This window comes from Mesorhizobium sp. LSHC420B00 (genome assembly GCF_000503055.1).
Taxonomy (GTDB): Bacteria; Pseudomonadota; Alphaproteobacteria; order Rhizobiales; family Rhizobiaceae; genus Mesorhizobium.
On record NZ_AYVY01000002.1, the window covers coordinates 670,726 to 696,620 of the forward strand.

The 25,895-nt window shown below is 63.3% G+C and carries 19 protein-coding genes and 4 pseudogenes; 9 read left to right on the top strand and 14 right to left on the bottom strand.

Going from position 1 to position 25,895, the window contains the following annotated elements; translation table 11 throughout:
• Window positions 1-26: 26 nt before the first annotated feature.
• Window positions 27-1,482: pseudogene (locus X760_RS47160) on the top strand (NCS1 family nucleobase:cation symporter-1).
• A 30-nt stretch (window positions 1,483-1,512) separates the two neighbouring features.
• Here the strand turns inward: X760_RS47160 and X760_RS47165 are convergent.
• From X760_RS47165 to tpiA, 6 genes and pseudogenes are all read right to left on the bottom strand, one after another.
• A complete protein-coding gene (locus X760_RS47165; RefSeq protein WP_023717705.1) occupies window positions 1,513-2,052 on the bottom strand; it encodes a DUF1697 domain-containing protein in 540 nt (179 codons plus the stop codon).
• An 11-nt stretch (window positions 2,053-2,063) separates the two neighbouring features.
• Window positions 2,064-3,455: pseudogene (locus tag X760_RS0137260) on the bottom strand (CTP synthase); the annotation flags it as partial.
• A gap of 5 nt (window positions 3,456-3,460) precedes the next feature.
• A pseudogene (locus tag X760_RS76190) lies at window positions 3,461-3,919 on the bottom strand (CTP synthetase); the annotation flags it as partial.
• 146 nt (window positions 3,920-4,065) lie between these two features.
• On the bottom strand, window positions 4,066-5,187 hold the full coding sequence (locus X760_RS47170) for a L,D-transpeptidase (RefSeq protein WP_023717706.1): 1,122 nt from the start codon (window positions 5,185-5,187) through the stop codon (window positions 4,066-4,068).
• Window positions 5,188-5,386: 199 nt separating this feature from the next.
• A complete protein-coding gene (secG, locus tag X760_RS47175; protein WP_023717707.1) occupies window positions 5,387-5,833 on the bottom strand; it encodes a preprotein translocase subunit SecG in 447 nt (148 codons plus the stop codon).
• A gap of 163 nt (window positions 5,834-5,996) precedes the next feature.
• Window positions 5,997-6,764 carry a triose-phosphate isomerase gene (tpiA, locus tag X760_RS47180; protein WP_023717708.1) on the bottom strand — a complete coding sequence of 256 codons (768 nt, stop codon included), beginning with the start codon at window positions 6,762-6,764 and terminating at the stop codon, window positions 5,997-5,999.
• Between the two features lie 142 nt (window positions 6,765-6,906).
• Between tpiA and X760_RS47185 the strand changes: the two genes are divergently transcribed.
• The 5 genes from X760_RS47185 to glp are packed head-to-tail and all read left to right on the top strand — an operon-like array spanning window position 6,907 to window position 12,337.
• On the top strand, window positions 6,907-8,799 hold the full coding sequence (locus X760_RS47185; RefSeq protein WP_023717709.1) for a SurA N-terminal domain-containing protein: 1,893 nt from the start codon (window positions 6,907-6,909) through the stop codon (window positions 8,797-8,799).
• On the top strand, window positions 8,796-9,806 hold the full coding sequence (gene trpD / locus X760_RS47190; RefSeq protein ID WP_023717710.1) for an anthranilate phosphoribosyltransferase: 1,011 nt from the start codon (window positions 8,796-8,798) through the stop codon (window positions 9,804-9,806). Before X760_RS47185 ends, trpD begins: the two co-directional genes overlap by 4 nt.
• Before the next feature lie 4 nt (window positions 9,807-9,810).
• Window positions 9,811-10,623 (top strand): indole-3-glycerol phosphate synthase TrpC, encoded by an 813-nt coding sequence (gene trpC / locus X760_RS47195; protein WP_023717711.1) that lies wholly within the window; start codon window positions 9,811-9,813, stop codon window positions 10,621-10,623.
• Window positions 10,624-10,625: 2 nt separating this feature from the next.
• Entirely contained in the window at window positions 10,626-11,132 is a 507-nt protein-coding gene (gene moaC / locus X760_RS47200; RefSeq protein WP_023717712.1) for a cyclic pyranopterin monophosphate synthase MoaC, read from the top strand.
• Window positions 11,132-12,337 (top strand): gephyrin-like molybdotransferase Glp, encoded by a 1,206-nt coding sequence (gene glp / locus X760_RS47205; protein WP_023717713.1) that lies wholly within the window; start codon window positions 11,132-11,134, stop codon window positions 12,335-12,337. The genes moaC and glp overlap by 1 nt, the downstream gene beginning before the upstream one ends.
• A 7-nt stretch (window positions 12,338-12,344) precedes the next feature.
• On the opposite strand, the gene X760_RS47210 is transcribed toward glp, so the two are convergent.
• Both X760_RS47210 and kynU read right to left on the bottom strand, forming a co-directional pair.
• Entirely contained in the window at window positions 12,345-13,175 is an 831-nt protein-coding gene (locus X760_RS47210) for an alpha/beta hydrolase (RefSeq protein WP_023717714.1), read from the bottom strand.
• 95 nt (window positions 13,176-13,270) lie between these two features.
• Window positions 13,271-14,518 (bottom strand): kynureninase, encoded by a 1,248-nt coding sequence (gene kynU / locus X760_RS47215; protein WP_023717715.1) that lies wholly within the window; start codon window positions 14,516-14,518, stop codon window positions 13,271-13,273.
• A 471-nt stretch (window positions 14,519-14,989) separates the two neighbouring features.
• Here kynU and lexA point away from each other — a divergent pair, with 471 nt between their 5' ends.
• Window positions 14,990-15,721 (top strand): transcriptional repressor LexA, encoded by a 732-nt coding sequence (gene lexA / locus X760_RS74425; RefSeq protein ID WP_084642503.1) that lies wholly within the window; start codon window positions 14,990-14,992, stop codon window positions 15,719-15,721.
• A gap of 21 nt (window positions 15,722-15,742) precedes the next feature.
• Here lexA and X760_RS0137270 read toward each other — a convergent pair.
• Window positions 15,743-18,181 (bottom strand): annotated as a pseudogene (locus X760_RS0137270) (ComEC/Rec2 family competence protein); the annotation flags it as partial.
• 96 nt (window positions 18,182-18,277) lie between these two features.
• Between X760_RS0137270 and gltX the strand changes: the two are divergent.
• Both gltX and gltA read left to right on the top strand, forming a co-directional pair.
• A complete protein-coding gene (gltX, locus tag X760_RS47220; RefSeq protein WP_023717717.1) occupies window positions 18,278-19,699 on the top strand; it encodes a glutamate--tRNA ligase in 1,422 nt (473 codons plus the stop codon).
• Window positions 19,700-19,877: 178 nt separating this feature from the next.
• On the top strand, window positions 19,878-21,206 hold the full coding sequence (gltA, locus tag X760_RS47225; RefSeq protein ID WP_023717718.1) for a citrate synthase: 1,329 nt from the start codon (window positions 19,878-19,880) through the stop codon (window positions 21,204-21,206).
• Window positions 21,207-21,322: 116 nt separating this feature from the next.
• Here gltA and lpxB read toward each other — a convergent pair whose 3' ends face one another.
• Genes lpxB through lpxD form a run of 5 tightly spaced genes read right to left on the bottom strand, consistent with a single transcriptional unit; the run spans window position 21,323 to window position 25,750 of the window.
• A complete protein-coding gene (gene lpxB / locus X760_RS47230) occupies window positions 21,323-22,489 on the bottom strand; it encodes a lipid-A-disaccharide synthase (protein ID WP_023717719.1) in 1,167 nt (388 codons plus the stop codon).
• Window positions 22,479-23,381 (bottom strand): UDP-2,3-diacylglucosamine diphosphatase LpxI, encoded by a 903-nt coding sequence (gene lpxI / locus X760_RS47235; RefSeq protein WP_023717720.1) that lies wholly within the window; start codon window positions 23,379-23,381, stop codon window positions 22,479-22,481. The genes lpxB and lpxI overlap by 11 nt, the downstream gene beginning before the upstream one ends.
• Window positions 23,382-23,387: 6 nt before the next feature.
• Window positions 23,388-24,221: an acyl-ACP--UDP-N-acetylglucosamine O-acyltransferase gene (gene lpxA, locus X760_RS47240; protein WP_023717721.1), complete on the bottom strand. Its 834-nt coding sequence runs from the start codon at window positions 24,219-24,221 to the stop codon at window positions 23,388-23,390.
• Window positions 24,222-24,234: 13 nt separating this feature from the next.
• Window positions 24,235-24,699: a 3-hydroxyacyl-ACP dehydratase FabZ gene (gene fabZ, locus X760_RS47245; RefSeq protein WP_023717722.1), complete on the bottom strand. Its 465-nt coding sequence runs from the start codon at window positions 24,697-24,699 to the stop codon at window positions 24,235-24,237.
• Complete coding sequence (gene lpxD, locus X760_RS47250) at window positions 24,692-25,750, bottom strand: UDP-3-O-(3-hydroxymyristoyl)glucosamine N-acyltransferase (protein ID WP_023717723.1); 1,059 nt, start codon at window positions 25,748-25,750, stop codon at window positions 24,692-24,694. The genes fabZ and lpxD overlap by 8 nt, the downstream gene beginning before the upstream one ends.
• Window positions 25,751-25,895: the final 145 nt, after the last annotated feature.

Consider the following 25,895-nt stretch of genomic DNA (forward strand, 5'->3'; position numbering starts at 1 on the left):
TGCGGTAACAAGGGGAGGACATCTCTATGACCATACAAGGCGCATCACCGGACCTGTACAATGAGGATCTCGCTCCGGCGAAGGTTCGAAACTGGGGACCGTTCTCGATCTTCAACGTCTGGACGTCGGACGTCCACAGCCTGTGGGGCTACTATCTCGCTGCCAGCCTGTTCCTGTTCTGCGGCGGCTTCGTCAACTTCATCATCGCCATCGGTATCGGTTCGCTGATCATCTATGCGTTGATGAACATGGTCGGCTATGCCGGCGTGAAGACCGGGGTGCCCTACCCGGTCCTGGCGCGCGCCTCCTTCGGCATCTGGGGCGCCAACATACCGGCGCTGGTGCGTGCCATCGTCGCCTGCTTCTGGTACGGCGCGCAGACGGCGGCGGCCTCCGGCGCGATCGTAGCCCTGCTGATCCGCTCGCAATGGTTCGCCGACTTCAACCAGAGCACACATTTCCTCGGCCACTCCGGGCTCGAGGTGATCTGCTTCGCCGTCATCTGGGCGCTGCAGCTCCTGATCATCCAGAGGGGCATGGAAACGGTGCGCCGCTTCCAGGATTGGGCCGGACCGGCGGTGTGGGTGATGATGCTGATCCTGGCGATCTATCTTTGCATCAAGGCAGGCACCTTCGCCTTCACCAGCGACATCCCGATGGATGTGCTGCTGGAAAAGACCAAGGACGCGGGCGTGCCGGGCACGCCGGGCTCCTGGACCTCGCTGTTTGCTGTGGCGGCGATCTGGGTGACCTATTTCTCAGCGCTCTACCTCAACTTCTGCGATTTCGCCCGTTATGCCGGACAAGGCATCGCTGCGCAAGGGCAACATCTGGGGCCTGCCGGTCAATCTCATCCTGTTCTCGCTGGTCGCCGGCGTCACCACAATCGCCGCCTTCGACGTCTATGGCGAGGTGCTGCTGCATCCTGACCAGATCTCGGCGAAATTCGACAGCTGGTTCCTGGCGGCGCTCGCGGCCCTGACCTTTGCCGTAGCGACGCTTGGCATCAATGTGGTGGCAAACTTCGTGTCGCCGGCCTTCGACTTCTCCAACGTCTTTCCACGTCAGATCGACTTCAAGAAGGGCGGCTACATCGCGGCGCTGATCGCGCTAGTGCTCTATCCCTTCGCGCCCTGGGAAGGCAGTGCCGCCTCCTTCGTCAACATCATTGGCGCGACGATGGGGCCGATCTTCGGCGTGATGATGGTCGACTACTACCTGATCCGGAAGGGCGAGGTCGATGTCGAGGCGCTCTACAGGGAGAATGGCGAATTCCGCTTCCAGGGCGGCTGGCATGTCAATGCCTTCATCGCCGCCGGTATTGGCGCGGTCTTCTCGTCGATCCTGCCCAACTTCACCGGCCTGCTGCCGTCCTGGTGGGGCGTCTATGGCTGGTTTTTCGGCGTGGCAATTGCCGGCGTCATCTATTACGTGCTGCGTACGATGGCACTCGGCGCCTGGGCCAAGATGGCCAAGGCCTAAACGGATTCGGGGCGGCGCAAGCCGCCCCGTTCATTCTGCGACCATCTCGGCCAGGCGGCGCACGGTGTTCCAGTTGCGCGACGTGCCGATGCCGAGGCGTTTGTGGCTCACCGCCGCAAGCAGCCGCGAACTCGGCGTCTCGCGCGAAAAGACGATCCAGATGTCGCCGCCGACCGCCTGCAGCTTTTCATTCCTGCCGATATAGGCCTGCAGCGCAGAGACCGCATCGGGGGAAACAGGCGCCCGCATCACGCGCACCGCCACCTGGTCCGCGGCTTTAGCCGATTCGGCTGGGAACGGATTGCCGGCCGCCAGCCTCAGCCAGCCGTCGGCGCGGCGCACGATGATGTCGACATGGCGGCCAAAAGTCTTTGCGAACGCCGCCTCCAGCCGCTGCTCCAACGCCGCGAGTTCTGTCTCCTGCGCCTCGAAGACCAGATTGCCGGTCGCCACCAGTGTGCGCGGGTTGTTCAGGCCCAGGCCTTCGGCCATCGCCTTGAGATCGGACATGACGACCCGCCGCCCCTCGCCCAGGATGATGCTGTAGAGCAGCGCGACGTAAGTTCGCATCGGCGGCTAATCTAGACCAGCCGCGACTGCTCTACCGCCGCCTCGATGAAGCTGGCAAACAGCGGGTGCGGATCGAGCGGCCGGCTTTTCAACTCGGGATGATACTGCACGCCGATGAACCAGGGATGGTCGGGATATTCGACCGTTTCCGGCAGCACGCCATCCGGCGACATGCCGGCAAACACCAGGCCGCAATCCTCGAGCCGCTCCTTGTAGTCGACATTGACCTCATAGCGGTGGCGATGGCGTTCGGAAATCTGCGTATCGCCATAGATCTCGGCGATCTTCGATCCCTTGGCGAGGTCGGCCTGGTAGGCACCGAGCCGCATGGTGCCGCCGAGGTCGCCGGTTTCCCTGCGCTTTTCCAGCATGTTGCCCTTCAGCCATTCGGTCATCAAGCCGACGACCGGCTCCTCGGTTGGACCGAACTCGGTCGATGATGCGTGCTCGACGCCGGCCAGCGAACGAGCCGCCTCGATGCAGGCCATCTGCATGCCGAAGCAGATGCCGAAATACGGCACCTTGCGCTCGCGCGCGAACTTCGCCGCCAGGATCTTGCCCTCCGAGCCGCGCTCGCCAAAACCGCCGGGGACGAGAATGCCATGGACCTTTTCCAGCCACGGCGCCGGGTCTTCCTTCTCGAATATCTCGCTTTCGATCCAGTCGAGCTTGACCTTGACCCGGTTGGCGAGGCCGCCATGCGACAGCGCCTCGATCAGCGATTTGTAGGCATCCTTGAGGCCGGTATATTTGCCGACGACGGCGATAGTCACCTCGCCTTCCGGATTGTGGATGCGGTTGGACACCGCTTGCCATCGTTCCATGCGCGGCTTCGGCGCCGGATCGATGCCGAAGGCGGCCAGCACTTCCGAATCCAGCCCTTCATTGTGATAGGCCATCGGCACGTCGTAGATATGCGGCACGTCGAGCGCCTGGATGACGGCGCTTTCTCGCACGTTGCAGAACAGCGACAGTTTTCTGCGCTCTTCCTTGGGGATCGGCCGGTCGGCGCGGACCAGCAGGATATCAGGCGCAATGCCGATGCCGCGCAACTCCTTGACCGAATGCTGTGTCGGCTTGGTCTTCAGTTCGCCCGCCGTCGGAATGTAAGGCATCAAGGTCAGGTGGACGTAGACGGCGTTGTTGCGCGGCAGGTCGTTACCGAGCTGGCGGATCGCCTCCAGGAACGGCATCGCCTCGATGTCGCCGACGGTGCCACCGATCTCGCACAGAACGAAATCGTAGTCGTCATTGCCGTTGAGGACGAAGTTCTTGATCTCGTCGGTGACGTGCGGAATGACCTGCACGGTGGCGCCGAGATAGTCGCCGCGCCGCTCACGCTCGATGATGTTCTTGTAGATGCGGCCGGTGGTGATGTTGTCCTGCTGGTTGGCCGAGCGGCCGGNTCGAGGAAAGGCATCGCCTCGATGTCGCCGACCGTGCCGCCGATCTCGCACAGCACGAAATCATAGTCGTCATTGCCGTCGAGCACGAAATTCTTGATCTCATCGGTGACATGCGGAATGACCTGCACGGTGGCACCGAGATAGTCGCCGCGCCGTTCGCGCTCGATGATGTTCTTGTAGATGCGGCCGGTGGTGATGTTGTCCTGCTGGTTGGCCGAGCGGCCGGTGAAGCGTTCATAGTGGCCAAGATCGAGATCGGTCTCGGCCCCATCATCGGTCACGAAGACTTCGCCGTGCTGGTAGGGCGACATCGTGCCGGGATCGACATTGAGATAGGGATCGAGCTTTTTGATGCGTGCGCGATAGCCTCGCGCCTGCAAGAGAGCCCCAAGGGCCGCTGCAGCAATGCCTTTTCCAAGTGAGGAAACCACGCCGCCTGTGATGAATACATATCGCGCCATGGGAGTCATCGCTTAACGCGGCCGAATTGATTCCGCCAGAGAAAAAACCGCCGCGAAGGCTTTTTCCCAAGAAGGCGCTCTGGTCATGGACGTATCAAAACAAAAGGGCCGGCGAGGCCGGCCCTTTTGGCACGATCTGTAAAGCGTCAGATGATGACTACCTTGGTGCCTACTTTCACCCGGCGGTAGAGGTCCATGACGTGCTCGTTGATCATGCGGAAGCAGCCATTGGAGGCGCTGGTTCCGATCGACTGCGGTGCAATGGTACCGTGGATGCGCAGATGGGTATCCTTCTTGCCATCGTAGAGATAGATGGCGCGCGCACCGAGCGGATTGTCGCCGCCGCCGGGCATACCGTCCTTGTACTGCCCATAATGCTTGGGTTCGCGCTTTTGCATATCCAGCGTCGGAATCCAGCGCGGCCATTCCTGCTTGTCGCCGACGGCAACCGTCCCCTTGAACTGCAGGCCTTCGCGGCCGACCGCAATGGCATAACGGCGGGCGGTTGACGATGATTCGACGAGGTAGAGACGGCGGGCGCTGGTATCGATGACGATGGTGCCGGGGTTGTAGCCGGTGAATTCGACCTCCTGCGGCACGAATTCCGGCTTGACCTTGAACTGGCGCTTGGCCTGCTTCCTTTCGAGCGCGGCGTCGAGCGCGCGCGTCTCAGGAAGCAGCGACATCGATGAAGAGGATGTGCCGCCGAACAGTCCCGCGAACAGCCCGACGCTCTGCGGCTTCTGCCCGACCGGTTCGCTGCGCAATTCGCCATTGTTGCCGGTCAGCGCAACGTTCATGGCCTCGGCCGGGATCGGCTCGGCCGACTGGATCGGCGCGATGGGTGCGATCGGTTCGATGATGTTGACGGTCTTCTTCTTGGCCGGCTTGGCATCAGCCACCTTGACCGCCGCGACCGGCTGGCTCTCCTTGGCAAGGAATGCCTGCCGTTCCGCATCGGCCTTGGCTTTCGCCGCCTCGCGCATCGCCAGCTTCCTGGCTTCGAGTGCCTTGGCGCGAGCGGCTTCCTTGTCGGCTGCGATCTTGGCTTCGATCTTGCGGATCTGCGCAAGGTCGTCCGGCGTCGGATCTTTCTTCTTCTTGAGAAGCTTCAATTGCGCCGCATCGCTTTTGGCAGCGACGTTGACGACGTCAGTTGTTGTCGCGGCTTTATGAGCCGAATTTGCCGTCGGCATAGCCGCGTAAGCGGGCGCACCTAGGCTGAGCACGGCACAAAGGCCGGCAAAAATGAAGCTGCGAAGCTGCATGGGGAAGATCCGATCGTTCAATGCTTGTTGCCCACGGCGTCGCCCGGCGCCCCCCAAGGACGCCGAAAATGCCGCGCGCAATGTATAATCGATTAGCCGGAAGCGCCTCAAGCGTAGGGCGCGGTCGAATCTTCGTGATTGTGCGGCATTTGCCGCGACTGTGTTCAAACGACAACAGATCGCGGCATCAGATGCCCGATTACTGGTTGGGGACCTGCGGCGTGGCCGGCGCGGTGGCGCCGTTTGTCGCTGGCGGCGTCGCCGGGGCTGTTGCCGGAGGCGTCGTTGCCGCGCCATTGCCGGACGGCGGGGTCGGCGCCGTGTTGCCTGAAGGCGGCGTCGTGGTGCCGGGCAATTGGTTGAGTACGCCCTTGCCTGCTCCGTCCGAGCTCGCCGGGACGCGATCGAGAATGTCGATCGGCTTCTCGCCATAGCGCGCGACGATCGACAGTGTCAGCGAAGTGACGAAGAAAGCCGCGGCCAGGATCGCTGTCGCCCGCGTCAGCGCATTGGCGGCGCCACGCGCGGTCATGAAGCCCGATCCGCCGCCGATGCCGAGACCGCCGCCTTCGGAGCGCTGCAGCAGCACCACGCCGACAAGCGCGAGCACGACCATGAGGTGGACGACGATCAGTACGGTTTCCATAATTTATCCTGGCAAGGCCTTGCGCGGCCGCTGATTTGGAGGCGGCTCAATACAATGCTTTGACGGCATTTCCAAGCCCGTGGCCGGAATATGGGAAGCAATGCGTCCTTTGCAACGATTCTGGCGCCGGCCGTCCGCTCAAATCCGGCAAGCAGTCCCGGTATCAAGCGATGTTTCGATAGGCTTCCGCGATGCCGAGGAAGTCCGCTGCCTTCAGGCTGGCGCCGCCGACCAGCGCGCCGTCGACATTCCTGACGCCGAGCAACTCGACGGCGTTGGACGGCTTGACCGAGCCGCCGTAGAGAATGCGCATCTTGGCCGCCGTATTGCCAAGCTTCCGCGCCAGTTCTTCACGGATATGCGCATGCGCCTCGGCGACGTCGGCGGCGGTCGGGGTCAAGCCGGTGCCGATCGCCCATACCGGCTCATAGGCAATGACGCTGTTGGACGCCGTGGCGTTTGGCGGTACCGAGCCCGCAACCTGGCGCGACAGCACGTCAAGCGTGGCTCCTGCTTCGCGTTCGGCTCTTGTCTCACCAATGCAGATGATAGCCACCAGCCCGGCGCGCCATGCGGCGGAGGCCTTGGCCTGCACTATGGCATCGTTCTCCTTGCGATCAGCACGGCATTCGGAATGGCCGACGATGACATGGCTGGCGCCTGCATCCTTCAGCATCTCCGCCGAAATACAGCCGGTATAGGCGCCGCTTTCCTCGGTGTGGCAATCCTCACCACCGGCCCGGACCGGCGTGCGCGACAGAATCTCGGCGGCGTGCGCAAGCAAGGTCGCCGGCACGCAGACCACGGCTTCGGTCTCGGCGTCGAGCCCGCTCATGAAGCCGTTGCCGATCATCCTGAGCTCGTTGAGCGAGGCGCTGGTCCCGTTCATTTTCCAGTTGCCGGCGACGAGCGGGCGGATTCCAGGCGTCATGGGATTTGTTTCTCCGGGCAATTTCCAGCTGGCTCTCACTATCAAAATCAGGCCACAAAGCAATCGACAGTGAGCAGGAAGGGCGCTATTGCGCTTGTTTCAGACTCGGCGCATGCGAAATGCGCAAAAATCGGAAGTACTCATGCTTGGTATGTTGAGAAGCGCGGCGGGGACCTGGGTCGCGAAACTGCTGCTGTCATTGTTGGTGTTGAGCTTCGCCGTCTGGGGCATCTCGGGGCGGCTGATGGGCGGTCTTGCCGGCCATGACGCCGTGATTACGGCCGGAGGCACCAAGGTCTCGATCAACGAATACCGCCTCGCCTACGATCGCCAGCTCAGCGTAATGTCGCAGCAATTCGGCCAGCGCATCAGCCGTGAGCAGGCGACGGCGCTCGGCATCGACAACCAGGTGCTGGCGCAACTCGTCTCGGGCGCCGTCCTCGACGAGCAGGCCCGCAAGCTCGGCCTTGGCCTGTCCAAGGACCGGCTGGCCGAACTGACCCGCGAAGACCCGGCGTTCAAAGGGCCTGGCGGAACCTTCGACAGGCGAACCTTCGAGTACCTGCTCCGGCAGATCGGCATGCGGCCGGAGGACTATCTGAAAAACCGCGCCCAGGTGGCGGTCCGCCAGCAGATCGTCGAGGCGGTTTCGGATGGCCTCAAAGCCCCGGATACATTCTTCAAGGCGGTCGCGCTCTATCGCGGCGAAGATCGCACAATCGACTACCTGACCTTGCCGAAATCGCTGGTCGAACCGATAGAAGCGCCGTCCGACAGCGTGCTTTCGGCCTATTTCGGGGAGAACAAGAAAACCTACGCCGCGCCCGAATACCGTAAGTTCTCCTATGTCAGGCTCGAACCGGAAGACATCATGGATTTGAGCGCAGTGACCGATCAACAGGTCAGCGACGACTACAACAAGAACAAGGCGCGCTACACCACGCCCGAGATGCGCACCATCGAGCAGCTTGTGTTCAAGACGCCTGATGCTGCCAAGGCGGCGCTCGATTCGCTCAGGACCGGCGCGACCTTCGACAAGATCGTCGCCGCCGAAGGCAAGACGCCGGCCGACACCCTGCTCGGCACGCTGGCCAAGGACAAGATCGCCGACAAGGCGGTTGCCGATGCTGCCTTCAAGCTCAACGCCAATGAAGTCAGCCCGGTCGTACAGGGCGCCTTTGGCCCCGTTCTGCTGCGCGTCACCGAGATCAAGCCCGAAGTGGTGAAGCCGCTGGCCGAAGTGTCCGAGCAGATCCGCAAGGATCTGGCACTGGGCGAGGCAAGTCGCATCTTGCTGGACGTGCACGACAATTACGAGGATACTCGCGCCTCCGGCAGTTCGCTCGCTGAGGCAGCTGCCAAATTGAAGCTGAAGGTCGTTACCATCGACGCCATCGACCGCACCGGCCGAAGGCCGGATGAAAGCATCGTCAAAGACCTGCCGGAATCGCCGGCGCTCATCAAGGCGGTGTTCGAATCCGAACCCGGAACCGACAATGAAGGCCTCACCACCGCCGATAACGGCTTCGTCTTCTACGACGTGAGCGCGATCACGCCGGCCCGCGACCGCACGCTGGACGAAGTCCGCCAGAAGGTCGTGGCCGACTGGACCGCGGCGGAGACCACCAAACGGCTTACCGCAAAGGCACAAGAGCTCGAGAAGCGTCTCAAGGCCGGCGCCACGCTCGAGGTGATCGCCGGTGAGCTCAAGCTCGAAAAGCAGACCAAGCGCGGTGTCAAGCGCGATGCTGACGACGTCGATTTCGGCAAGGAAGGGGCCGCCGCGATGTTCGGCGTCGGCGAAGGCGGCACCGGGCTAATCCCCTCGCCCACAGGCGACGGACAGATCCTGTTCAAGGTTGCCGAGGTATTCGAGCCCGCCGGGGCCGACGCCAACTCAGTACCCCAGGACGCGCAGAAATCCTTCACCTCCGGTATGTCCGACGACCTGCTCGACCAGTTGGTGGCGCAGTTGCAGACGCAATATGACGTCCGCATCGATCAGACGGCCGTAACCCAAGCCCTGGCCAGATGAGCGCGCTGAAGATCCACATCGCCAAGGTCGCCGCCGGTAGCGCTCTTTCCTTCGAGGAGGCGCGCGAGGCCTTCGACATCATCATGTCCGGTGACGCCACCCCCGGCCAGATCGGCGGCTTCCTGATGGCATTGCGGGTGCGCGGTGAGACCGTCAGCGAGATCGCCGGCGCCGTCGCCACCATGCGCGCCAAGATGCTGCGCGTCGAAGCCCCCGAGGGCGCCATCGACATTGTCGGCACCGGCGGCGACAATTCGCACAGCGTCAACATTTCGACCGCATCCGCCTTCGTCACCGCCGGCAGCGGCGTGCCCGTCGCCAAGCACGGCAATCGCGGACTGTCCTCGCTGACCGGCGCCGCCGATGTTCTGATCGCGTTGGGCGTCAAGATCGACATCCCTCCGGAGACGATCGGCCGCTGCATCCACGAGGCCGGAGTTGGCTTCATGTTCGCGCCGGCGCACCACCCGGCGATGAAGCATGTCGGCCCGACCCGGGTCGAGCTCGGCACCCGCACCATCTTCAACCTGCTGGGTCCGCTTTCCAATCCGGCCAGTGTCAGACGGCAGATGGTCGGCGTGTTCCTGCCCGAATGGATCATGCCGGTGGCAGAAACGTTGAAGGAGCTTGGTGCCGACCATGCCTGGGTCGTCCATGGCGACGGTTATGACGAGATCACCACCACCGGCGAGACGCAGGTCGCCGAATTGGCCGGCGGCGAGATCCGCAGCTTTGTGCTGACCCCGGAAGCGGTCGGGCTGAAGCGTCACACCAAGGACGAGTTGCGCGGCGGCGACGCCGCCCACAATGCCCAGGCACTGCGCGACATGCTGGGCGGCGCCGCCGGCGCCTTTCGCGACACGGTGCTGATGAATGCCGGCGCCGGGCTGGTGGTGGCCGGCAAGGCGACGACACTTGCCGACGGCATGGTGACGGCGGCGCAGGCCATCGACAGCGGCCGCGCGCTGAAAGTGCTCGACAGGCTGGTCGAGATTTCGAACGGTTAGAACTATGTCCGACATCCTGCGCAAGATCGAGGCTTACAAGCGCGACGAGATCGCGGCGGCCAAGGCGCAAGTGCCGTTTGCCGAGATCAAGGCACGGGCAACGGACGCCGAAGCGCCGCGCGGCTTTCTTTCCGTCCTTGAAGCAAAGCGCCAATCCGGCAGGTTCGCGCTGATTGCCGAAATCAAGAAGGCTAGCCCATCCAAAGGCCTGATCCGCGCCGATTTCGATCCGCCGGCGCTGGCCAGGGCCTATGCGGAAGGCGGTGCCGCCTGTCTTTCGGTGCTGACCGACGCACCCTCTTTCCAGGGGGCGCCCGCGTTCCTCAGCGATGCGCGCGCTGCCGTCGAGTTGCCTGCCTTGCGCAAGGATTTCCTGTTCGATCCCTATCAGGTCTACGAGGCCAGGGCATGGGGCGCCGATGCCATACTGATCATCATGGCCAGCGTCGACGACGCGTTGGCAAGAGAACTCGAAGCGACAGCTTTCGGGCTCGGCATGGACGCGCTGGTCGAAGTGCATGACGAGGCTGAGATGGAACGCGCGCTGCAGCTGTCGTCGCGGCTGATCGGTATCAACAACCGCAATCTCCGGACCTTCGAAACCAGCCTCGAGACCTCGGAACGGCTGGTCGCGATGGTGCCCGCCGACCGCCTTCTGGTCAGCGAGAGCGGTATCTTTTCGCATGACGATTGCCGCCGGCTGGAGCGGAGCGGCATCGCCACTTTTCTGGTCGGTGAGAGCCTGATGCGTCAACAGGACGTGGCCGCTGCAACGCGCCTGCTTTTGACGGGCAAGGCGCCGGCAGAGGCGATCTGAGGATGGCGGCCGCCCTCACCCATCTTGGCGCGCGCGGCGAAGCCAACATGGTCGATGTCGGCGACAAGGCTGAGACGGTGCGCACGGCAGTCGCGGAGGGCTTCGTGTCGATGCGGCCCGAGACGCTGGACATGATCCTCGCCGGCGATGCCAAGAAGGGCGACGTGCTCGGTACCGCGCGTATCGCCGGCATCATGGCGGCCAAGAAGACGCATGAACTGATCCCGCTCTGCCATCCACTGCTGCTGACCAGGATATCTGTCGATATCGAGCCGGACGCAGCTTTGCCCGGCCTGAAGGTCACAGCATTGACCCGCGTCACCGGCAAAACCGGCGTTGAGATGGAGGCCCTGAGCGCCGTCTCGGTCGCTTGCCTGACCATCTACGACATGGCCAAGGCGGTCGACCGCGCCATGGTCATCTCCGGCATCAGGCTGGTTGAAAAGACCGGCGGCAAATCCGGCGACTACAAGATCACCGAAGATGGGGTCACCGAGGCAGGCCGCTGATGGCGCTGGTCCCAGTTGCTGAGGCGCTCGAGCGCCTGTTGGACGGCGCAGCTGCACTGCAGGGCGAACGCGTCGCGCTGCTGGATGCCGCCGACCGCGTGCTGGCGGAGCCGGTTGTGGCGCTCCGCACCCAGCCGCCGTTCAACGCCTCCGCCATGGACGGCTATGCCGTGCGGGCGGCTGATATCGCGTCCTTACCAGCAAAGCTTTCGGTGGTCGGCATGGCGCCGGCCGGAAGCGGCTTTGCCGGGACGGTGCAGCAGGGGCAGGCCGTCCGTATCTTCACCGGCGCGCCGCTTCCCGAAGGCGCCGACACCATCGTCATCCAGGAGAACGTCCGCGATCTCGGCCGCGGTGTCGTCGAAGTGACGGAGCCGACGGTGCAGGGGCGAAACATCCGCCGCCTCGGGCTCGATTTCGCCAAAGGCGACGTCCTGCTGCACAAAGGCCGCCTGCTCGACCCGGCGGCCTTGTCGCTGGCGGCATCGGCCAACCACCCCGAGGTCGGCGTGGTCAAAAGGCCGTTGGTCGCCATCATCGCCACCGGCGACGAATTGCTGCCGCCGGGCAGCGAGCTTGGCCCCGACCAGATCATCTCCTCCAACGCCTATGGTGTCGCCGCCGCCGCACAGTCGGTCGGTGCGCGAGTGCTCGACCTTGGCATCGCGCCGGACCGCAGGGAGGCGATCGCTGCGCTGGTGGAAAAGGCCGTGAAGGCTGGCGCGAACGTCATCGTCACGCTGGGCGGTGCCTCGGTCGGTGACCACGATTTCGTCCATGACGTGCTGACCGGGCAAGGCATGACTCTCGATTTCTGGAAGATCGCCATGCGGCCGGGCAAGCCGCTGATGTTCGGGCGGCTGGGCGACATTCGCTGCATCGGCTTGCCCGGCAATCCGGTGGCGAGCCTGGTCTGCACCCAGCTCTTCCTGAAGCCGCTGCTGGCGCGGCTCGGCGGCCGCGCCTTTCAGCAGGATATGCGTGAGGCACGGCTCGGCGCTGCCATGCCGGCCAACGATCTCAGGCAAGATTATGTGCGGGCTGTTGTCACAGACGACGCCGGCACGCTCGTGGCGACGCCGTTCAGCATCCAGGATTCCTCGATGCTGAAAATGCTGGCCGATGCCAACGGGCTGATCGTCCGTGCGCCGTTCACGCCCGCCGCGGCGGCGGGCGCCGCTTGCGACGTGCTGATGCTACGCTGAACCTGCCTCACTCCGAGATCAAGGTCCGGGTCAGCGGATGGTCTGGATCGGCCAAACCGTCGATGATGTTGAAATGATGCCGGTCAGGCTCGACCACCGAACTGGTCGCGGCACCCAGGCCGATCCAGATGTTGGCCAGCAACGCGCTCTGGCGCAGGAATTCGGCGCGCTCACCGCCGCCGGCCCAGCAGGTCAGGCGGGCCTTGTCCATCGGGCGCAGCAGCACCGGGCTTTCGGCCTGCGCCTCGGCCTCATCGATCGCCAGCGTCTCGTTCATGTCGGTGCGCATGATCGGGCGCAAATCGTGCACACCCGAGATCGATACGACATGGCGAATGCGCCGGACAATTTCGGGCGCCAGCGGCGTCGTCGTAGTAACCATCCGGCTAACAAGATGGCCACCGGCCGAGTGTCCGGTCAGCATCAGCGGCCCTGCGACCATCCCCGCCGCCTTGCCGATCGCCGCGCCGACTTCCTTGACGATGCCGCCAATGCGCATCTGCGGACAGAGCGTGTAGGACGGCATCGCCACGGCATAGCCGCGATCAACAGCGCCAGCGGCAAGATGCGACCAGAAACTCTTGTCGAATGCCATCCAGTAGCCGCCATGGACGAACACCACGAGCCCCTTGGGCTTGGTGGCCGGCAGGAAAAGATCGAGCCGGTTGCGTGGGCCATCGCCATAGGCCATGTCGAGCCGCGCCCGGCCCTCGGTCGAAAGCACGTCGCGAAAAACCCGCGCGGGCTCGACCCAGGCCGCCGGCCAGCGATCGCTGCCGGCTATGTTGGCGCCGTTGGCATAGGCGTTGTCCCAATCGGCAATGTGACGTTCGAACACCCTGCGCCCTCCCCTGGCAATATGGCCCTGCAACGAGCGTGAGCATCGCGCGGCGCGTCGTCGCCAGCCTCACGATTCCAGCTCTCGCATCAATCTCAAGTGACAGCCGCCTTGATGGCGAAGCGCGCATCCTTCCACGCACCGGTGCGCAGGATGTCCTCAAGCACTTCGACGGCCTGCCAGACATCGGCATAGCCGACATAGAGCGGGGTGAAGCCGAAGCGCATGGTCGATGGCGCGCGAAAATCGCCGATCACGCCACGTTCGATCAGCGCGCGCATGATCTGGTAGCCATGCTCGTGCATGAATGAAATCTGGCTGCCGCGTTTTTCCCCGTCGCGCGTGCTTTCGAGCGTTAGCCCGTAAGTGCCGCACTTTGCCTCGACAAGCTCGATGAACAGATCGGCCAGCGCGATGCTCTTCTTGCGCACCGCCGTCATGTCGACATCGTTCCAGATGTCGAGCGCGCCCTTCAGCGTGCGCATAGACAGGACCGGCTGGGTGCCGCACAGAAACCGGCGGATGCCGGTGCCGGCCGCATAGCCTGGCTCGAAGGCGAAGGGCCGTGCATGGCCCCACCAGCCGGTGAGCGGCTGCTGGATGTCGGCAAGATGCCGCTCAGCCGCATAGATGAAGGCAGGCGCGCCCGGTCCGCCATTCAGATATTTGTAGGTGCAGCCAACGGCAAAATCGGCGTTTGCCGTGTCGAGCTCGACTGGCATCGCACCGGCGGTGTGGCAGAGATCCCAGACGATCATCGCCCCGGCTTCCTGGGCCCTGCGCGTCAGCGCCGGCATGTCGCGCAGTTCGCCCGACTTGTAGTTGACGTGGTTGACCAGCACCACGGCGGTGCGTTCGTCGATCAGCTCTTCGATGCTCGGCGCGTCGACCCCCGAGAGGCGCAGCAGCGTATCTTTTCGCGTCGAAACCACACCCTCAGCCATGTAGAGGTCTGTCGGAAAACTGTCGCCCTCGGCGACGATGACCTGCCGCTCCGGCCGCATGGCCATGGCGGCGTGCAGCAGCTTGTAGATGTTGACCGATGTCGTGTCGCAGACCACCGTCTGGCCGGCCGCGGCACCGATCAGGCGCCCGAGCTGGTCGCCAAGTTCGAGCGGCATGTTGAACCAGCCGGCCGTGTTCCAGGCGCGGATGAGATCATGCGCCCATTCTTCGGTCACTGCCTTGCTCAATTCATCGAAAGCGGCACGCGAAGCGGCCCCTAGCGAATTGCCGTCGAGATAGATCACTCCTTGCGGCAGCACAAAGCGGTCGCGCATCGCGCGCAGCGGATCTGCAGCATCCATCGCCCTTATGGCCACGAGATCGGGAATTCCTGTCATGATTTGTCTGCTCCCCAAGATTCACCGCAACGCCGGACACGCATCGACGGCATCCATCGGTCACGAGCGGTTCTCCATTACCTGGTATCGCGCAGCAAGGCTCCACCGGCGACAAGTTGCCTGACCACGCGGTGGAAACCAGGAGCCAAGCCAACCCAAGGTTGGCGTTTTGAGTTCGTTTCGTTCACGGTGCATTGACCAAACCGCACAGTCGATACGGCTTCAATTCCGTGCCCCTTTGCCGGCTGACGGCCGATACCAGTGCCGCCTTCTGGAAACCCAGAGGCCGCAAACGAAAGCAGAATCAAGGCGATGAGGCCCGCGGCGGTGAAAATGCAGCGTCCCGGTTTGGCGAGTGGTATCGTTACCCGAGCCCTAACACATTCATTAAACTTTAAACAGTTGCGGAACACAACTGGAACAGATAGTGTTTGTTCTGGGTTTGTTTTTCTGATTCTGTTGGGGGTCGCTATGCTGACACGCAAACAACACGAACTGCTTATGTTCATCCACGAAAGGCTGAAGGAAAGCGGTATCCCGCCCTCCTTCGACGAGATGAAGGAAGCGCTCGACCTGGCTTCCAAATCGGGAATCCACCGGCTGATTACGGCGCTGGAGGAGCGCGGCTTCATTCGCCGTTTGCCCAACAGGGCCCGTGCGCTGGAGGTGCTGCGCCTGCCCGATTCGATCGCCCCCGGCCTCAATGCGGCACGCAAGTTCTCGCCGAGTGTCATCCAGGGCAGTCTTGGGCAAGGTCCTCGGCAAGGCAAGCCGACATCGTCGCGCGTCCCTGCAGCCGGCAATGACGACGATGTCGTCGCCGCCGTGTCTATCCCGGTGATGGGCCGCATCGCCGCTGGTGTGCCGATCGATGCCATCCAGCACCAGACGCATTCGATCTCGGTGCCGCCGGACATGATCATGGGCGGCGAGCATTATGCGCTCGAGGTCAAAGGCGATTCGATGATCGAGGCTGGCATTTTCGACGGCGACACGGTGATCATCCGCAATGCCGATACGGCGAGCCCCGGTGAGATCGTGGTGGCACTGGTCGACGAGGAAGAAGCGACGCTGAAGCGGTTCCGCCGCAAGGGCGCCTCGATCGCCCTGGAAGCCGCCAATCCGGCCTACGAGACGCGCATCTTCGGACCAGACAGGGTCAAGGTGCAGGGCAAGCTCGTTGGGCTGATCCGCCGCTACTGAGCTGCGCCCTTGGCGCCGGCTTTTTGGCTTGTCGGCTCTGCGGTATGGCGGCATGCCCCGCGCCGCGCGTGAAAATTTCCGCTGCACGTGCCAGGGCCGGTATGATTTTTCGACGGCGAAGCGGATTTCGGCGCGTGTTGCCGCTTGTGGATCGAAATAGACGGCCGCACTTCCCGCGCGCGCCAGTTGCCGTTTGGTGACGACGAGGACCAGCCGGTCGTAGTAGCAGGGATTATGGGCGGTGGCGTCGTCGATGACGATCAAGCTGGCAAAGGCGCAGGCTGGCCGTGCAGTATCGCGGTCATTGGCTAGCGCGATGATCGCGCCGGATGGATGCCTGGCAAGGCAGAGACCGTCCGTGCAAATGAACGGCATGCCCGGCGGTAAGTCGGCCGGATCGGCAATGTCGAATTGCGGATCGTTCTTTCCAGGTGTTTCCGGCGCGACGATAGCCTCTGATGTGAGCGCGCGTTTCCAGTTGTCGATGGTGAACTCATTCGGGCGTGCCCGGTTGACCGCGAGTTCACCGCTGCCGATCGGCAGCGCGACGAGCCGTGCGTCCTCCGAGATCAATACATCGGGTACGCGCGTCTGCGTTGTCGTTAGCAAGCCGGCGAGCGCAAAAGGAAGGGCCACGAGCCGCAACCAGGTCGTCGCCATGCTGGCAATGACGAGGGCGATCGTCACCAAAAGGACAGATCTCAGCGAAATCAGCCCGACCGCATCGATCGGCGAGCGCTCGGAGATCCACCCGGACAGGGCGATCATCGCCGTCAGCCCCTTGCCCATCACGTAGAGGAAAGGCCCATCCGCGCCGAACGGCATCGCCAGCGCACTGAGGACGGCGAAGGGCATGACGACCAGTGAGACGATAGGCATGATGGCCAGATTGGCGAACAGGCTGAGCGGCGCCACGCGCTGGAAATGCCATATGGCGAAAAGCGCCGTGGCGCTCCCTGCAATGATCGAGGTCATCGCAAGGCCGCCCATGCCCATCAGTACCTTTCTAGTGGCAAAGCGTAGCGGCGACCGCCGGGGCGGCGGCGTGGTGGCCCCGCCGGCGCGGTAATCGGACCAGCCTGCATAGGCGCCGACAAGGGCCGCCGTCGCGGCGAAGGACATCTGGAAGCTCGGACCGACCACCTCGTGCGGCGACACCAGAATGACCGCGATGGCCGAGATCGCCAGGTTGCGCATGGTGAGCGCGGCCCGGTCGAACAGCACGGCGATAAGCATCACCGCCAACATGATGAAGCTGCGTTCGGCCGCCACCACAATGCCGGAAAAGACGAGGTAGGCCGCAATCGAAAAAAGCGCGGCGGCCGCCGCGTATTTCTTGACCGGCCGTCGCGATGAGAAATCGGGAAACAGCGCAAAGGCGCCGCGCAGCAGCGCCATAATGGTGCCGGCGACCAACGCCATATGCAGCCCCGAGATGGAGATGATGTGGTAGATGCCGGTACGCCGCATCGCTTCGTTGATCTCCTCGGGAATGCCGGCGCGCACGCCGACGATCAGCGCAGCAGCAATCTCGCCCTCGGCGCCGCCGATGCGGCTGCGGATATGGTCGGCGATGGATTCGCGCGCGTCTTCGATCGCGGAAGAAAGCCGCGCGGCAAACGGCATGCTGCCCGACGACACGACTTTCGGATTGCCGAGAAAAAAGCCGCTGCCGCCGATACCGGCAAAATAGCTGTCGAAGGAGAAATCATAGCTGTCGGGCCGCACCGGCCCGGTCGGCGGCAGCAGCCGCACATAGCCGGCGATCTCGGAACCGGCGGTCAGCTCAGCCGGTATTTTCATCGCCGAAACGCGGACCCGTTCCGGCATGTAGCGCAGTGTCGGCCTGGCGGTTGAGATCACATCGATCGTCAGCCTGATGCGGCCGCTCGCCATGGGCTCGAACGATACGACGCGACCCGTGAGGCGCGTCGAGATTTCGGAACCGAGCATATGCGTTCCGACACGCCAGGTCTCGACCTTGGCGGCAAGCACGCCAAGCGCGCAGAGCAACGCCGCCATGAAGCACAGGCGGGTTCTGGGCCACGACCGCGAGGCGACGGCACAGAGGGCTGCCAAGGCGACGATTGCGATCGGCTGTGGAAAGGCCGGCTCCACCGCCAGCGCAAAATATACGACCACCCCGCATGCGAGGAACACCGGCACCAGCAGGAAGGCGACCCCACGGTCGAGCTCCAGGCCGACCGCCGAGGTTACGCCGTTGCGGATACGGGACGGTGACGGGAGGCGGAAACGCCGGCGTAGGCGCACGATGGGCTCGGCCGCGGGCACGAGAACCGTTGCTGGGTCGCTCGCCGGCAGCGACGGGGCATCAAAGCGTGGAACCGGCAGCAATGCCGGTGCCGGCAGGACAGGCACGGGCGCGGCAAACAGCAAGCGTTCGCTGACGCCGCTGCCAACGTCCTCGCCCTCGCCCGCACCACGGCCTCGCACAGCCATCGGGTCTGCCCCTTGCGCCCTCGACCTCCTATGCTACATGAACGCGCAACGCGCGAAAGTCCGCAAACCCACTTCCTTCGCCTGCCTGAGAGTTCCATGCCCGACAAGGTCGTCACCCGTTTTGCCCCCTCGCCCACCGGCTATCTGCATATTGGCGGGGCGCGCACGGCGCTGTTCAACTGGCTGTATGCCAAGCACACAGCCGGCACGATGCTGCTGCGCATCGAGGACACCGACCGCGAGCGTTCCACCGATGCGGCAACCGCGGCCATCCTCGACGGGCTTTCCTGGCTTGGCCTGACATGGGACGGTGAGCCGGTGTCGCAGTTCGAGCGTGCGCCGCGCCATCGCGAGGTGGCCGAGGAACTCGTTCGCATGGGCAAGGCCTATTATTGTTACGCGACGCCTGCCGAGTTGGAGGCAATGCGCGAGAGCGCACGAGCCAAGGGGCTGCCTCCCCGCTATGACGGCCGCTGGCGCGACCGCGACCCCTCCGAGGCGCCGGCCGGCGCCAAGGGGGCGATCCGCATCAAGGCGCCGACAGACGGCGAGACGGTTGTGCATGACCGCGTCCAGGGCGACGTGCGCTTTCCCAACAAGGATCTCGACGATTTCATTATTCTGCGCTCGGACGGCAACCCGACCTACATGCATGCCGTCGTCGTCGACGATCACGACATGGGCGTCACCCACATCATCCGCGGCGACGACCATTTGACCAACGCCGCCCGCCAGACGGTGATCTACCATGCCATGGGGTGGGAGGTGCCGTCGATGTCGCATATCCCGCTGATCCACGGTGCCGACGGCGCCAAGCTGTCGAAACGGCACGGTGCGCTCGGCGTCGAGGCCTATCGCGCCATGGGCTACCTGCCGGAGGCGCTGCTCAATTATCTGGCGAGGCTTGGCTGGAGCCACGGCGACGATGAGATCATGTCGATCGCCAACATGATCGCATGGTTCGACATTGGCGACGTCAACAAGGGCGCCGCCCGTTTCGACTTCGCCAAGCTCGAGGCGCTGAACGGCGTGCACATGCGCCGCATGAACGACGCGGCGCTGCTCGACATCTTCATCGCCACTCTGCCCTATCTCGACGGCGGTCCGGCGATCGCAGCTAGCCTCGACGACAGACGCAAGGCGCAATTGCTTGCCGCTTTGCCAGGCCTGAAGGAGCGCGCCAAGACGCTGGTCGAACTTGTTGAAGGGGCTGCATTCCTGTTCGTCGAGCGGCCGATGCCGGTCGACGAGAAGGCGGCGGCGCTGCTCAGCGGTGAGGCGCGCGCGATCCTGCGGGGCGCTCATGCGGCACTGGCCACGATTTCGGACTGGTCTGCCGCCTCGGCGGAAGCCGCGATCCGCGACTATGCGCAGGCCGGCGGCCACAAACTCGGCGCCGTGGCCCAACCTCTGCGCGCCGCGCTCACCGGCAAAAGCACCTCGCCCGGCGTCTTCGATGTGCTGGCCGTGCTTGGCCGCGAGGAAGGCCTGGCGCGGATTGCCGATCAAATCGATTAGGAAACTGGCCCAAGAAGATTGGCATTGAAAGGTGTGTTTCGCAGTGCAACATTGGGTCTTGGCCTAATCTGGCGCGCAGATTCAATTGCGGGCGCAAATGTGCGTATTCCGATGCTTTTGACGTGTTGGGTTCAATGTTTTGCCGTTGCCGGCCTGAGGAAACAAAAAGGAGTTTGCTATGACCGAACCTGCGACAAAGATGGAATTTGGCGGCAAAACCCAGGCGTCGACGGCAAAACTGGAACTCGACGGCAAAACCCATGAATTCAAGATACGAAGTGGTTCGGTAGGACCTGATGTCATCGACATCGGTTCGCTCTACAGCACCACCGGCGTATTTACCTACGATCCCGGTTTTACGTCGACGGCGAGCTGCGAATCGGAAATCACCTTCATCGATGGCGATGCCGGTATTCTCTTGCACCGCGGCTACCCGATCGACCAGCTGGCCGAGCACGGCGACTTCCTCGAAGTCTGCTATCTCTTGCTCTACGGAGAACTACCGACCAAGGCGCAGAAGGACGATTTCGACTACCGGGTGACGCGCCACACCATGGTGCATGAGCAGATGTCGCGCTTCTTCACCGGCTTTCGCCGCGATGCCCATCCGATGGCGGTGATGTGCGGCGTGGTCGGCGCGCTGTCCGCCTTCTATCACGATTCCACCGATATCTCGGACCCTTATCAGCGCATGGTCGCCTCGATGCGGCTGATCGCCAAGATGCCGACGATCGCGGCGATGGCGTATAAATACCACATCGGCCAGCCGTTCATTTATCCGAAGAACGAACTGAATTTCGCAGCCAACTTCCTGCATATGTGCTTCGCCGTGCCTTGCGAGGAATACAAGATCAATCCGGTGCTGGCGCGCGCGATGGAGCGCATCTTCATCCTGCACGCCGACCACGAGCAGAACGCCTCGACCTCGACCGTCCGCCTCGCCGGCTCGTCGGGCGCCAATCCCTTTGCCTGTATCGCTGCCGGCATCGCCTGCCTGTGGGGTCCTGCACATGGCGGAGCCAACGAGGCAGCCCTGAACATGTTGGGCGAGATCGGCCATGTCGATCACATCCCGGAATTCATTGCGCGCGCCAAGGATAAGAACGATCCGTTCCGATTGATGGGCTTTGGCCACCGCGTTTATAAGAACTACGATCCGCGCGCCAAGATCATGCAGAAGACCGCGCACGAAGTCCTGGGCGAGCTCGGCATCAAGGACGATCCGCTGCTCGACATCGCCATGGAGCTGGAAAAGATCGCGCTGACCGATTCCTATTTCATCGAGAAGAAGCTCTACCCCAACGTCGATTTCTATTCCGGCATCACGCTGAAGGCGCTGGGCTTCCCCACTACCATGTTCACCGTGCTGTTCGCGGTTGCCCGCACCGTCGGCTGGATCGCGCAGTGGAAAGAGATGATCGAGGACCCGCACCAGAAGATCGGCCGTCCGCGCCAGCTTTATACCGGTGCGCCGGAACGGGATTACGTGCCGATCGCGAAGCGGTGAAGGTAGCGAGTAGCGAGTAGCGAGTAGCGAGTAGCGAGTAGCGAGTAGCGAGTAGTAGCTGAAGCAGCTTGGCTGTTACGGCCAGCACCATTTCCTATTCGCTACTCACTACTCGCTCACTTCCTCACCATGCCCATCACCACCCCCGCCGCCATCTCGCCTGACGGCTTGTCGGTTGCCATACGCCCGGCGATGTCGGCAAAACCGTCCTTCTGCCAGGCGCGGTAGGCGGTATCGGAGAATAGCGCCTCCAGCTGGCGCGCCAGATAATGCGGACGCACATATTGGTTGTAGTGTTCCGGCACGACCGGCCGGTCGGCGATGAGATTGGGCAAGGCTGCGCTCCAAACTTTGATCAGTCCCTGCGCCATGCGCATGACCGGATCGAGCCGGTAGCAGGAGATCATCGGCACGCCCGCCAGTGCCAGTTCCAGCGATACCGTCCCCGACGCGATCAGCGCCGCATCGGCCTTGCCGAAGGTCTGCCATTTGCGTTCGGCATCAAGGATGATCTCCGGCTTCTCGTTCCAGCTCGCGACCGAGGTCCTGACCAGGTCGGCGACGTGCGGCACCGTCGGCAACAGCAAGCGCAAGCGGTGCCCGCGCGCCCGCAGGATCGATACCGTTTCGCCGAACGGCCCGACCAGGCGCCGCACCTCGCCGCGACGCGAACCGGGCAATACAAGCAACGTTTTCACACGGTCGGCGGAGAGGTCACGCGGCTGCGCCTGCGCCCTGGCGGCACTGACTATGCCCGGATCGTGTGCAAGGCGATGCCCGACATAGGTGCCGGGCGGCCCGCCCAGGCGAGCGAGTTCCTTCACCTCGAACGGCAGGATACAAAGAATGTGATCGACATATGGCTTCATCGCCGCCGCCCTGCCCGGCCGCCAAGCCCATACGCTCGGGCAGACATAGTGGACGATCGGGATCGTCGGATCGGCGGCGCGCACCTTCTTGGCGACGCGCAGCGAGAAATCCGGACTGTCGATGGTGATAAGGCAGTCGGGCTTTTCATCGACAATCGCGTTTGCCGTCTGGCCGATCCGCCGCATCAGGCGCGGCAGGTCGCGCAGGATAGCGCTAAGCCCCATCAGCGCGATCTCGCTGCCGTCGAACAATGGCGCCAAACCGAGCGCCTGCAAATGGCGGCCGCCGATGCCTACGAGCCGAACTTCGCGCCCGGTCATGCGCTTTAACGCCTGCACGAGGTCGGCGCCAAGCAGGTCGCCGGACTCCTCGCCGGCGACGACGGCTATCTTCAACGGCTGCTCATTCGCCATGCGCCGGCTCCGCAGCAGGCAGGCCGATCACGAACAGGCCGAGTGCATTGGCACGCCCGATGGTGGCAGGACCTTCGAGCACCAGCGAGCGGCCGGCTTCGACGGCAATGCCGGCCAGTCCGGCGGCATGCGCCGCCTCGACGGTCAGCGGGCCAATGGAGGGCAGATCGGCACGCAGTTCCTGACCGGGCTTGGCGCATTTGACCAAAACACCACGGCTCCTGCCAGCCAGCCTGCCGTGCCCGCGCAATTGTTTTGTCCGCTCGAGCAGCCCGTCTGTGCCCTCGACGCCTTCCAGCGCGATGGCGCGGCCACCAACCGCAACAGCCGCCTGGCCAATATCCAGCGCGCCGATAGCTTTTGCTGCAGCGTGCGCCGCCTCGATGTCGCGCCAGTCGGATTTGCGTGGCGCCATCTTGGTCAGCGGGCCTTCAGCGGCGACCAGTTCCGGCACGATCTCGTGAGCGCCGACAACCTTGATGCCGCTGCGCTCGATCCTGCGCACGAACAGTTTCAGCACCGTATCGTCCCCCCGGGTTACACCGACGAGAAGGCTGGGTAGCCAGGCGAGCAGGCCCAAATTGAGGCGCATGGCGCTCAGCCTGGGGCGGCGCGTAATATGTCCCGCGGTCACCAGATGCGTAACGTGATGCCGCTTGAGCATCGGCAGCAGCGAGCCGACGTCCTCCAGCCTCAAGCTTGCCTGCTCATAGGGCTCGAAATCGACTATGCGGTCGACCTCGCCCGCCGCCATGACGACGAAGGGAGGTTTGCCTTGCCGGGCGAGCGCTCGGGCAATTTCGACCGGGAGACTGCCGCCGCCGGCGATGATGCCGACCTTGGCATCTGGCGCGAGATCAAGGCCCTTTCCGGCAGCCTCAATCTTCGTCATCTGCCCTCAGTCTTCATCATCGGTATCGTCGCCGTCGCCACCTTTGAGCGACGGCACGGCATAGTGCCGCTTGCCGCGGCCAGCGATGAAATCGACGATCTTCATGGCCGTCGGCGACGAGGCGAATTCCGCCTTGGCGAACTCGATGTTTTCGCCGACGGTCCGAGAGCGATCGAAGATCGTGTTGTAGGCTTTGCGCAGCAAGTGGATCTCGGAACGCGGCAGGCCGGCGCGCTTCAGGCCAATGATGTTGAGGCCGCGAAGGCTGGCACGGTTGCCAACGGCGATGGCGTAGGGAATGACGTCGCCGACGATCGCCGAGCAACCGCCGAGAAAGGCGTTATCGCCGATGCGGACAAACTGATGAACCGCGGTAAGGCCGCCGATGTAGACATTGTCACCGACTTCGCAATGCCCGCCTAACGTCGCTTGATTGGCGAAGGTGGCGTTCCTGCCGACCACGCAGTCATGTGCAATGTGGGCATAGGCGAGGAAATTGCCGTTGTCGCCGATCGTCGTTTCGCCGCGGCTGGAATCGGTGCCGAGATGCATGGTGACGCCTTCGCGGATCGCGCAGTTCTCGCCGATCACCAGCGTGGTACGGCCGCCCTTGTGCTTGGTGTTCTGCGGCGGCCCGCCCAGTATCGCCATCGGATAGACCTTGGTCGATGCACCGATGGTGGTCGCGCCCATCACCGACACATGGCTGACCAGTTCGACACGGTCGCCGATCACGGCGTCGGGGCCGACGTAGCAGAAGGGTCCGATGCGGGCGCCTTCGCCGATTTGGGCGCCTGCCTCGATGACCGACGATGGATGGATGACTGTCTGGATTTTCATTAGCATTCGTTTGTCAGCCGCTTGCGACCATCATTGCCGAGATCTCGGCTTCCGCCGCCTTGGTGCCATCGACGAGGGCCTCGCAGGCGAATTTGAGAAGATTGCCGCGTTTCTTGATTTTCTTCACATGAATTTTCAATTGGTCGCCTGGAACGACCGGCTTGCGGAACTTGGCGTTGTCGATGGTCAGGAAATAAACCAGCGACGGCTTTTCCGTACCGAGGCTGCGGATGCAGATGGCGCCGGCCGTCTGCGCCATCGCCTCGATGATGAGCACGCCGGGCATGACCGGCTGGTCGGGGAAATGACCTTGGAAATGCGGCTCGTTTATGGTGACGTTCTTGATGCCGATGGCGGATTCGTCGCCATCTATGTCGACAATGCGGTCGATCATCAAGAACGGATAGCGGTGCGGCAGGAGCTTCATCAGCCGCATTATGTCAACCGCTTCGAGCGTCGCCGCTGCGATCTCAGCCATTTCCCCCCTCACCCTGTTTGCGCGTCCGTGCAAGTCTGCGCAAGGCCGCTATCTCGCGCATGGCTTCCGCCATCGGCTGCGCCGGATATCCTCCCCAAATCTCACCTGCAGGCACATTGCTCATAAACCCGCTTCTTGCGGCAAGCTTGGCCCCGGACCCGATGGTCAAATGATCCGCAAGGCCGACGCCGCCACCCATGGTGACGTTGTCGCCTACCGTCACGGAACCGGAAATACCCGAAAGCCCGGCTATAATGCAATTGCGGCCGATGCGAACGTTGTGGGCGATCTGCACCAGATTGTCGATCTTGGTGCCCTGGCCGATGATCGTGTCGGACATGGCGCCGCGATCGACGGTCGTATTCGAGCCGATCTCGACGTCGTCCTGAATGATGACGCGGCCGATCTGCGGAACCCGCTCCGGACCCTTGGCGCCGGCAACGAAACCGAAGCCATCCTGGCCGATCCTGGCACCGCCATGGATGATGACGCGATTGCCGATCAACGCATATTGCACGCTTGCACCTGGACCGACATAGCCGTCGCGGCCGATCTGAGAGGAAGGACCGATAACCGCATGCGGGGCAATGACGGTTCCGCTGCCGATGGCAGCGCGCGGCCCGATGACCGCGCCTGCTTCGATGATCGCACCGGCCTCGACATGGGCGGTCGGATCGAGATGGGCGTGCGGCGAGATACCGGTTTCGCCGGTCATCGGTCCAGGCGTTGCAGCCGCCGGGAAAAGCAGGCGCCCGACCATTGCGAAAGCCTGCTGCGGGCGCGGATGCACCAGCACCGCAATGCCCGCCGGCGCCTTGCCGGCAAATTCGGCGGGGCAGAGAACCGCTGCCGCCCGCAGTGACTGCATCAGCGCGAAATTGCGCCTCCCATCGACGAAGACAAGCGCGTTCTCGCCGCCTTCGTTGGCGGGCGCCAGAGCCTCGATCGATACATCGGAGAGACCGGAATCGACAAGCGTCGAGCCGGTCAGATTCGCGACTTCGCCGGCCGTATACCGGCGTGAGGGCGCGAAGAACACCGGATCGGTCATTCCAGAAGCAATATCCAGCTAGCGCATGACCCCGGAAATCGGAAGTCGATCCTCGGAAAGGATCATGCGCAAAAACAAAGTGCTACAACATCCTTTGCGTGTCCAATAGGACGCGCTGCGCTGTAGTGTCGGGTCACCGCCCATC

Excerpts from the sequence above, each read along its gene's own strand:
- lpxA (WP_023717721.1), bottom strand. The coding sequence starts at position 24,221 with ATGAAAATCCAGACAGTCATCCATCCATCGTCGGTCATCGAGGCAGGC.
- secG (WP_023717707.1), bottom strand. The coding sequence starts at position 5,833 with ATGGAAACCGTACTGATCGTCGTCCACCTCATGGTCGTGCTCGCGCTT.
- X760_RS47185 (WP_023717709.1), top strand. The coding sequence starts at position 6,907 with ATGCTTGGTATGTTGAGAAGCGCGGCGGGGACCTGGGTCGCGAAACTG.
- fabZ (WP_023717722.1), bottom strand. The coding sequence starts at position 24,699 with ATGGCTGAGATCGCAGCGGCGACGCTCGAAGCGGTTGACATAATGCGG.
- X760_RS47165 (WP_023717705.1), bottom strand. The coding sequence starts at position 2,052 with ATGCGAACTTACGTCGCGCTGCTCTACAGCATCATCCTGGGCGAGGGG.
- tpiA (WP_023717708.1), bottom strand. The coding sequence starts at position 6,764 with ATGACGCCTGGAATCCGCCCGCTCGTCGCCGGCAACTGGAAAATGAAC.
- lpxD (WP_023717723.1), bottom strand. The coding sequence starts at position 25,750 with ATGACCGATCCGGTGTTCTTCGCGCCCTCACGCCGGTATACGGCCGGC.
- X760_RS47170 (WP_023717706.1), bottom strand. The coding sequence starts at position 5,187 with ATGCAGCTTCGCAGCTTCATTTTTGCCGGCCTTTGTGCCGTGCTCAGC.
- kynU (WP_023717715.1), bottom strand. The coding sequence starts at position 14,518 with ATGACAGGAATTCCCGATCTCGTGGCCATAAGGGCGATGGATGCTGCA.
- lexA (WP_084642503.1), top strand. The coding sequence starts at position 14,990 with ATGCTGACACGCAAACAACACGAACTGCTTATGTTCATCCACGAAAGG.
- trpC (WP_023717711.1), top strand. The coding sequence starts at position 9,811 with ATGTCCGACATCCTGCGCAAGATCGAGGCTTACAAGCGCGACGAGATC.
- trpD (WP_023717710.1), top strand. The coding sequence starts at position 8,796 with ATGAGCGCGCTGAAGATCCACATCGCCAAGGTCGCCGCCGGTAGCGCT.
- lpxI (WP_023717720.1), bottom strand. The coding sequence starts at position 23,381 with ATGACGAAGATTGAGGCTGCCGGAAAGGGCCTTGATCTCGCGCCAGAT.
- gltX (WP_023717717.1), top strand. The coding sequence starts at position 18,278 with ATGCCCGACAAGGTCGTCACCCGTTTTGCCCCCTCGCCCACCGGCTAT.
- lpxB (WP_023717719.1), bottom strand. The coding sequence starts at position 22,489 with ATGGCGAATGAGCAGCCGTTGAAGATAGCCGTCGTCGCCGGCGAGGAG.
- gltA (WP_023717718.1), top strand. The coding sequence starts at position 19,878 with ATGACCGAACCTGCGACAAAGATGGAATTTGGCGGCAAAACCCAGGCG.
- glp (WP_023717713.1), top strand. The coding sequence starts at position 11,132 with ATGGCGCTGGTCCCAGTTGCTGAGGCGCTCGAGCGCCTGTTGGACGGC.
- moaC (WP_023717712.1), top strand. The coding sequence starts at position 10,626 with ATGGCGGCCGCCCTCACCCATCTTGGCGCGCGCGGCGAAGCCAACATG.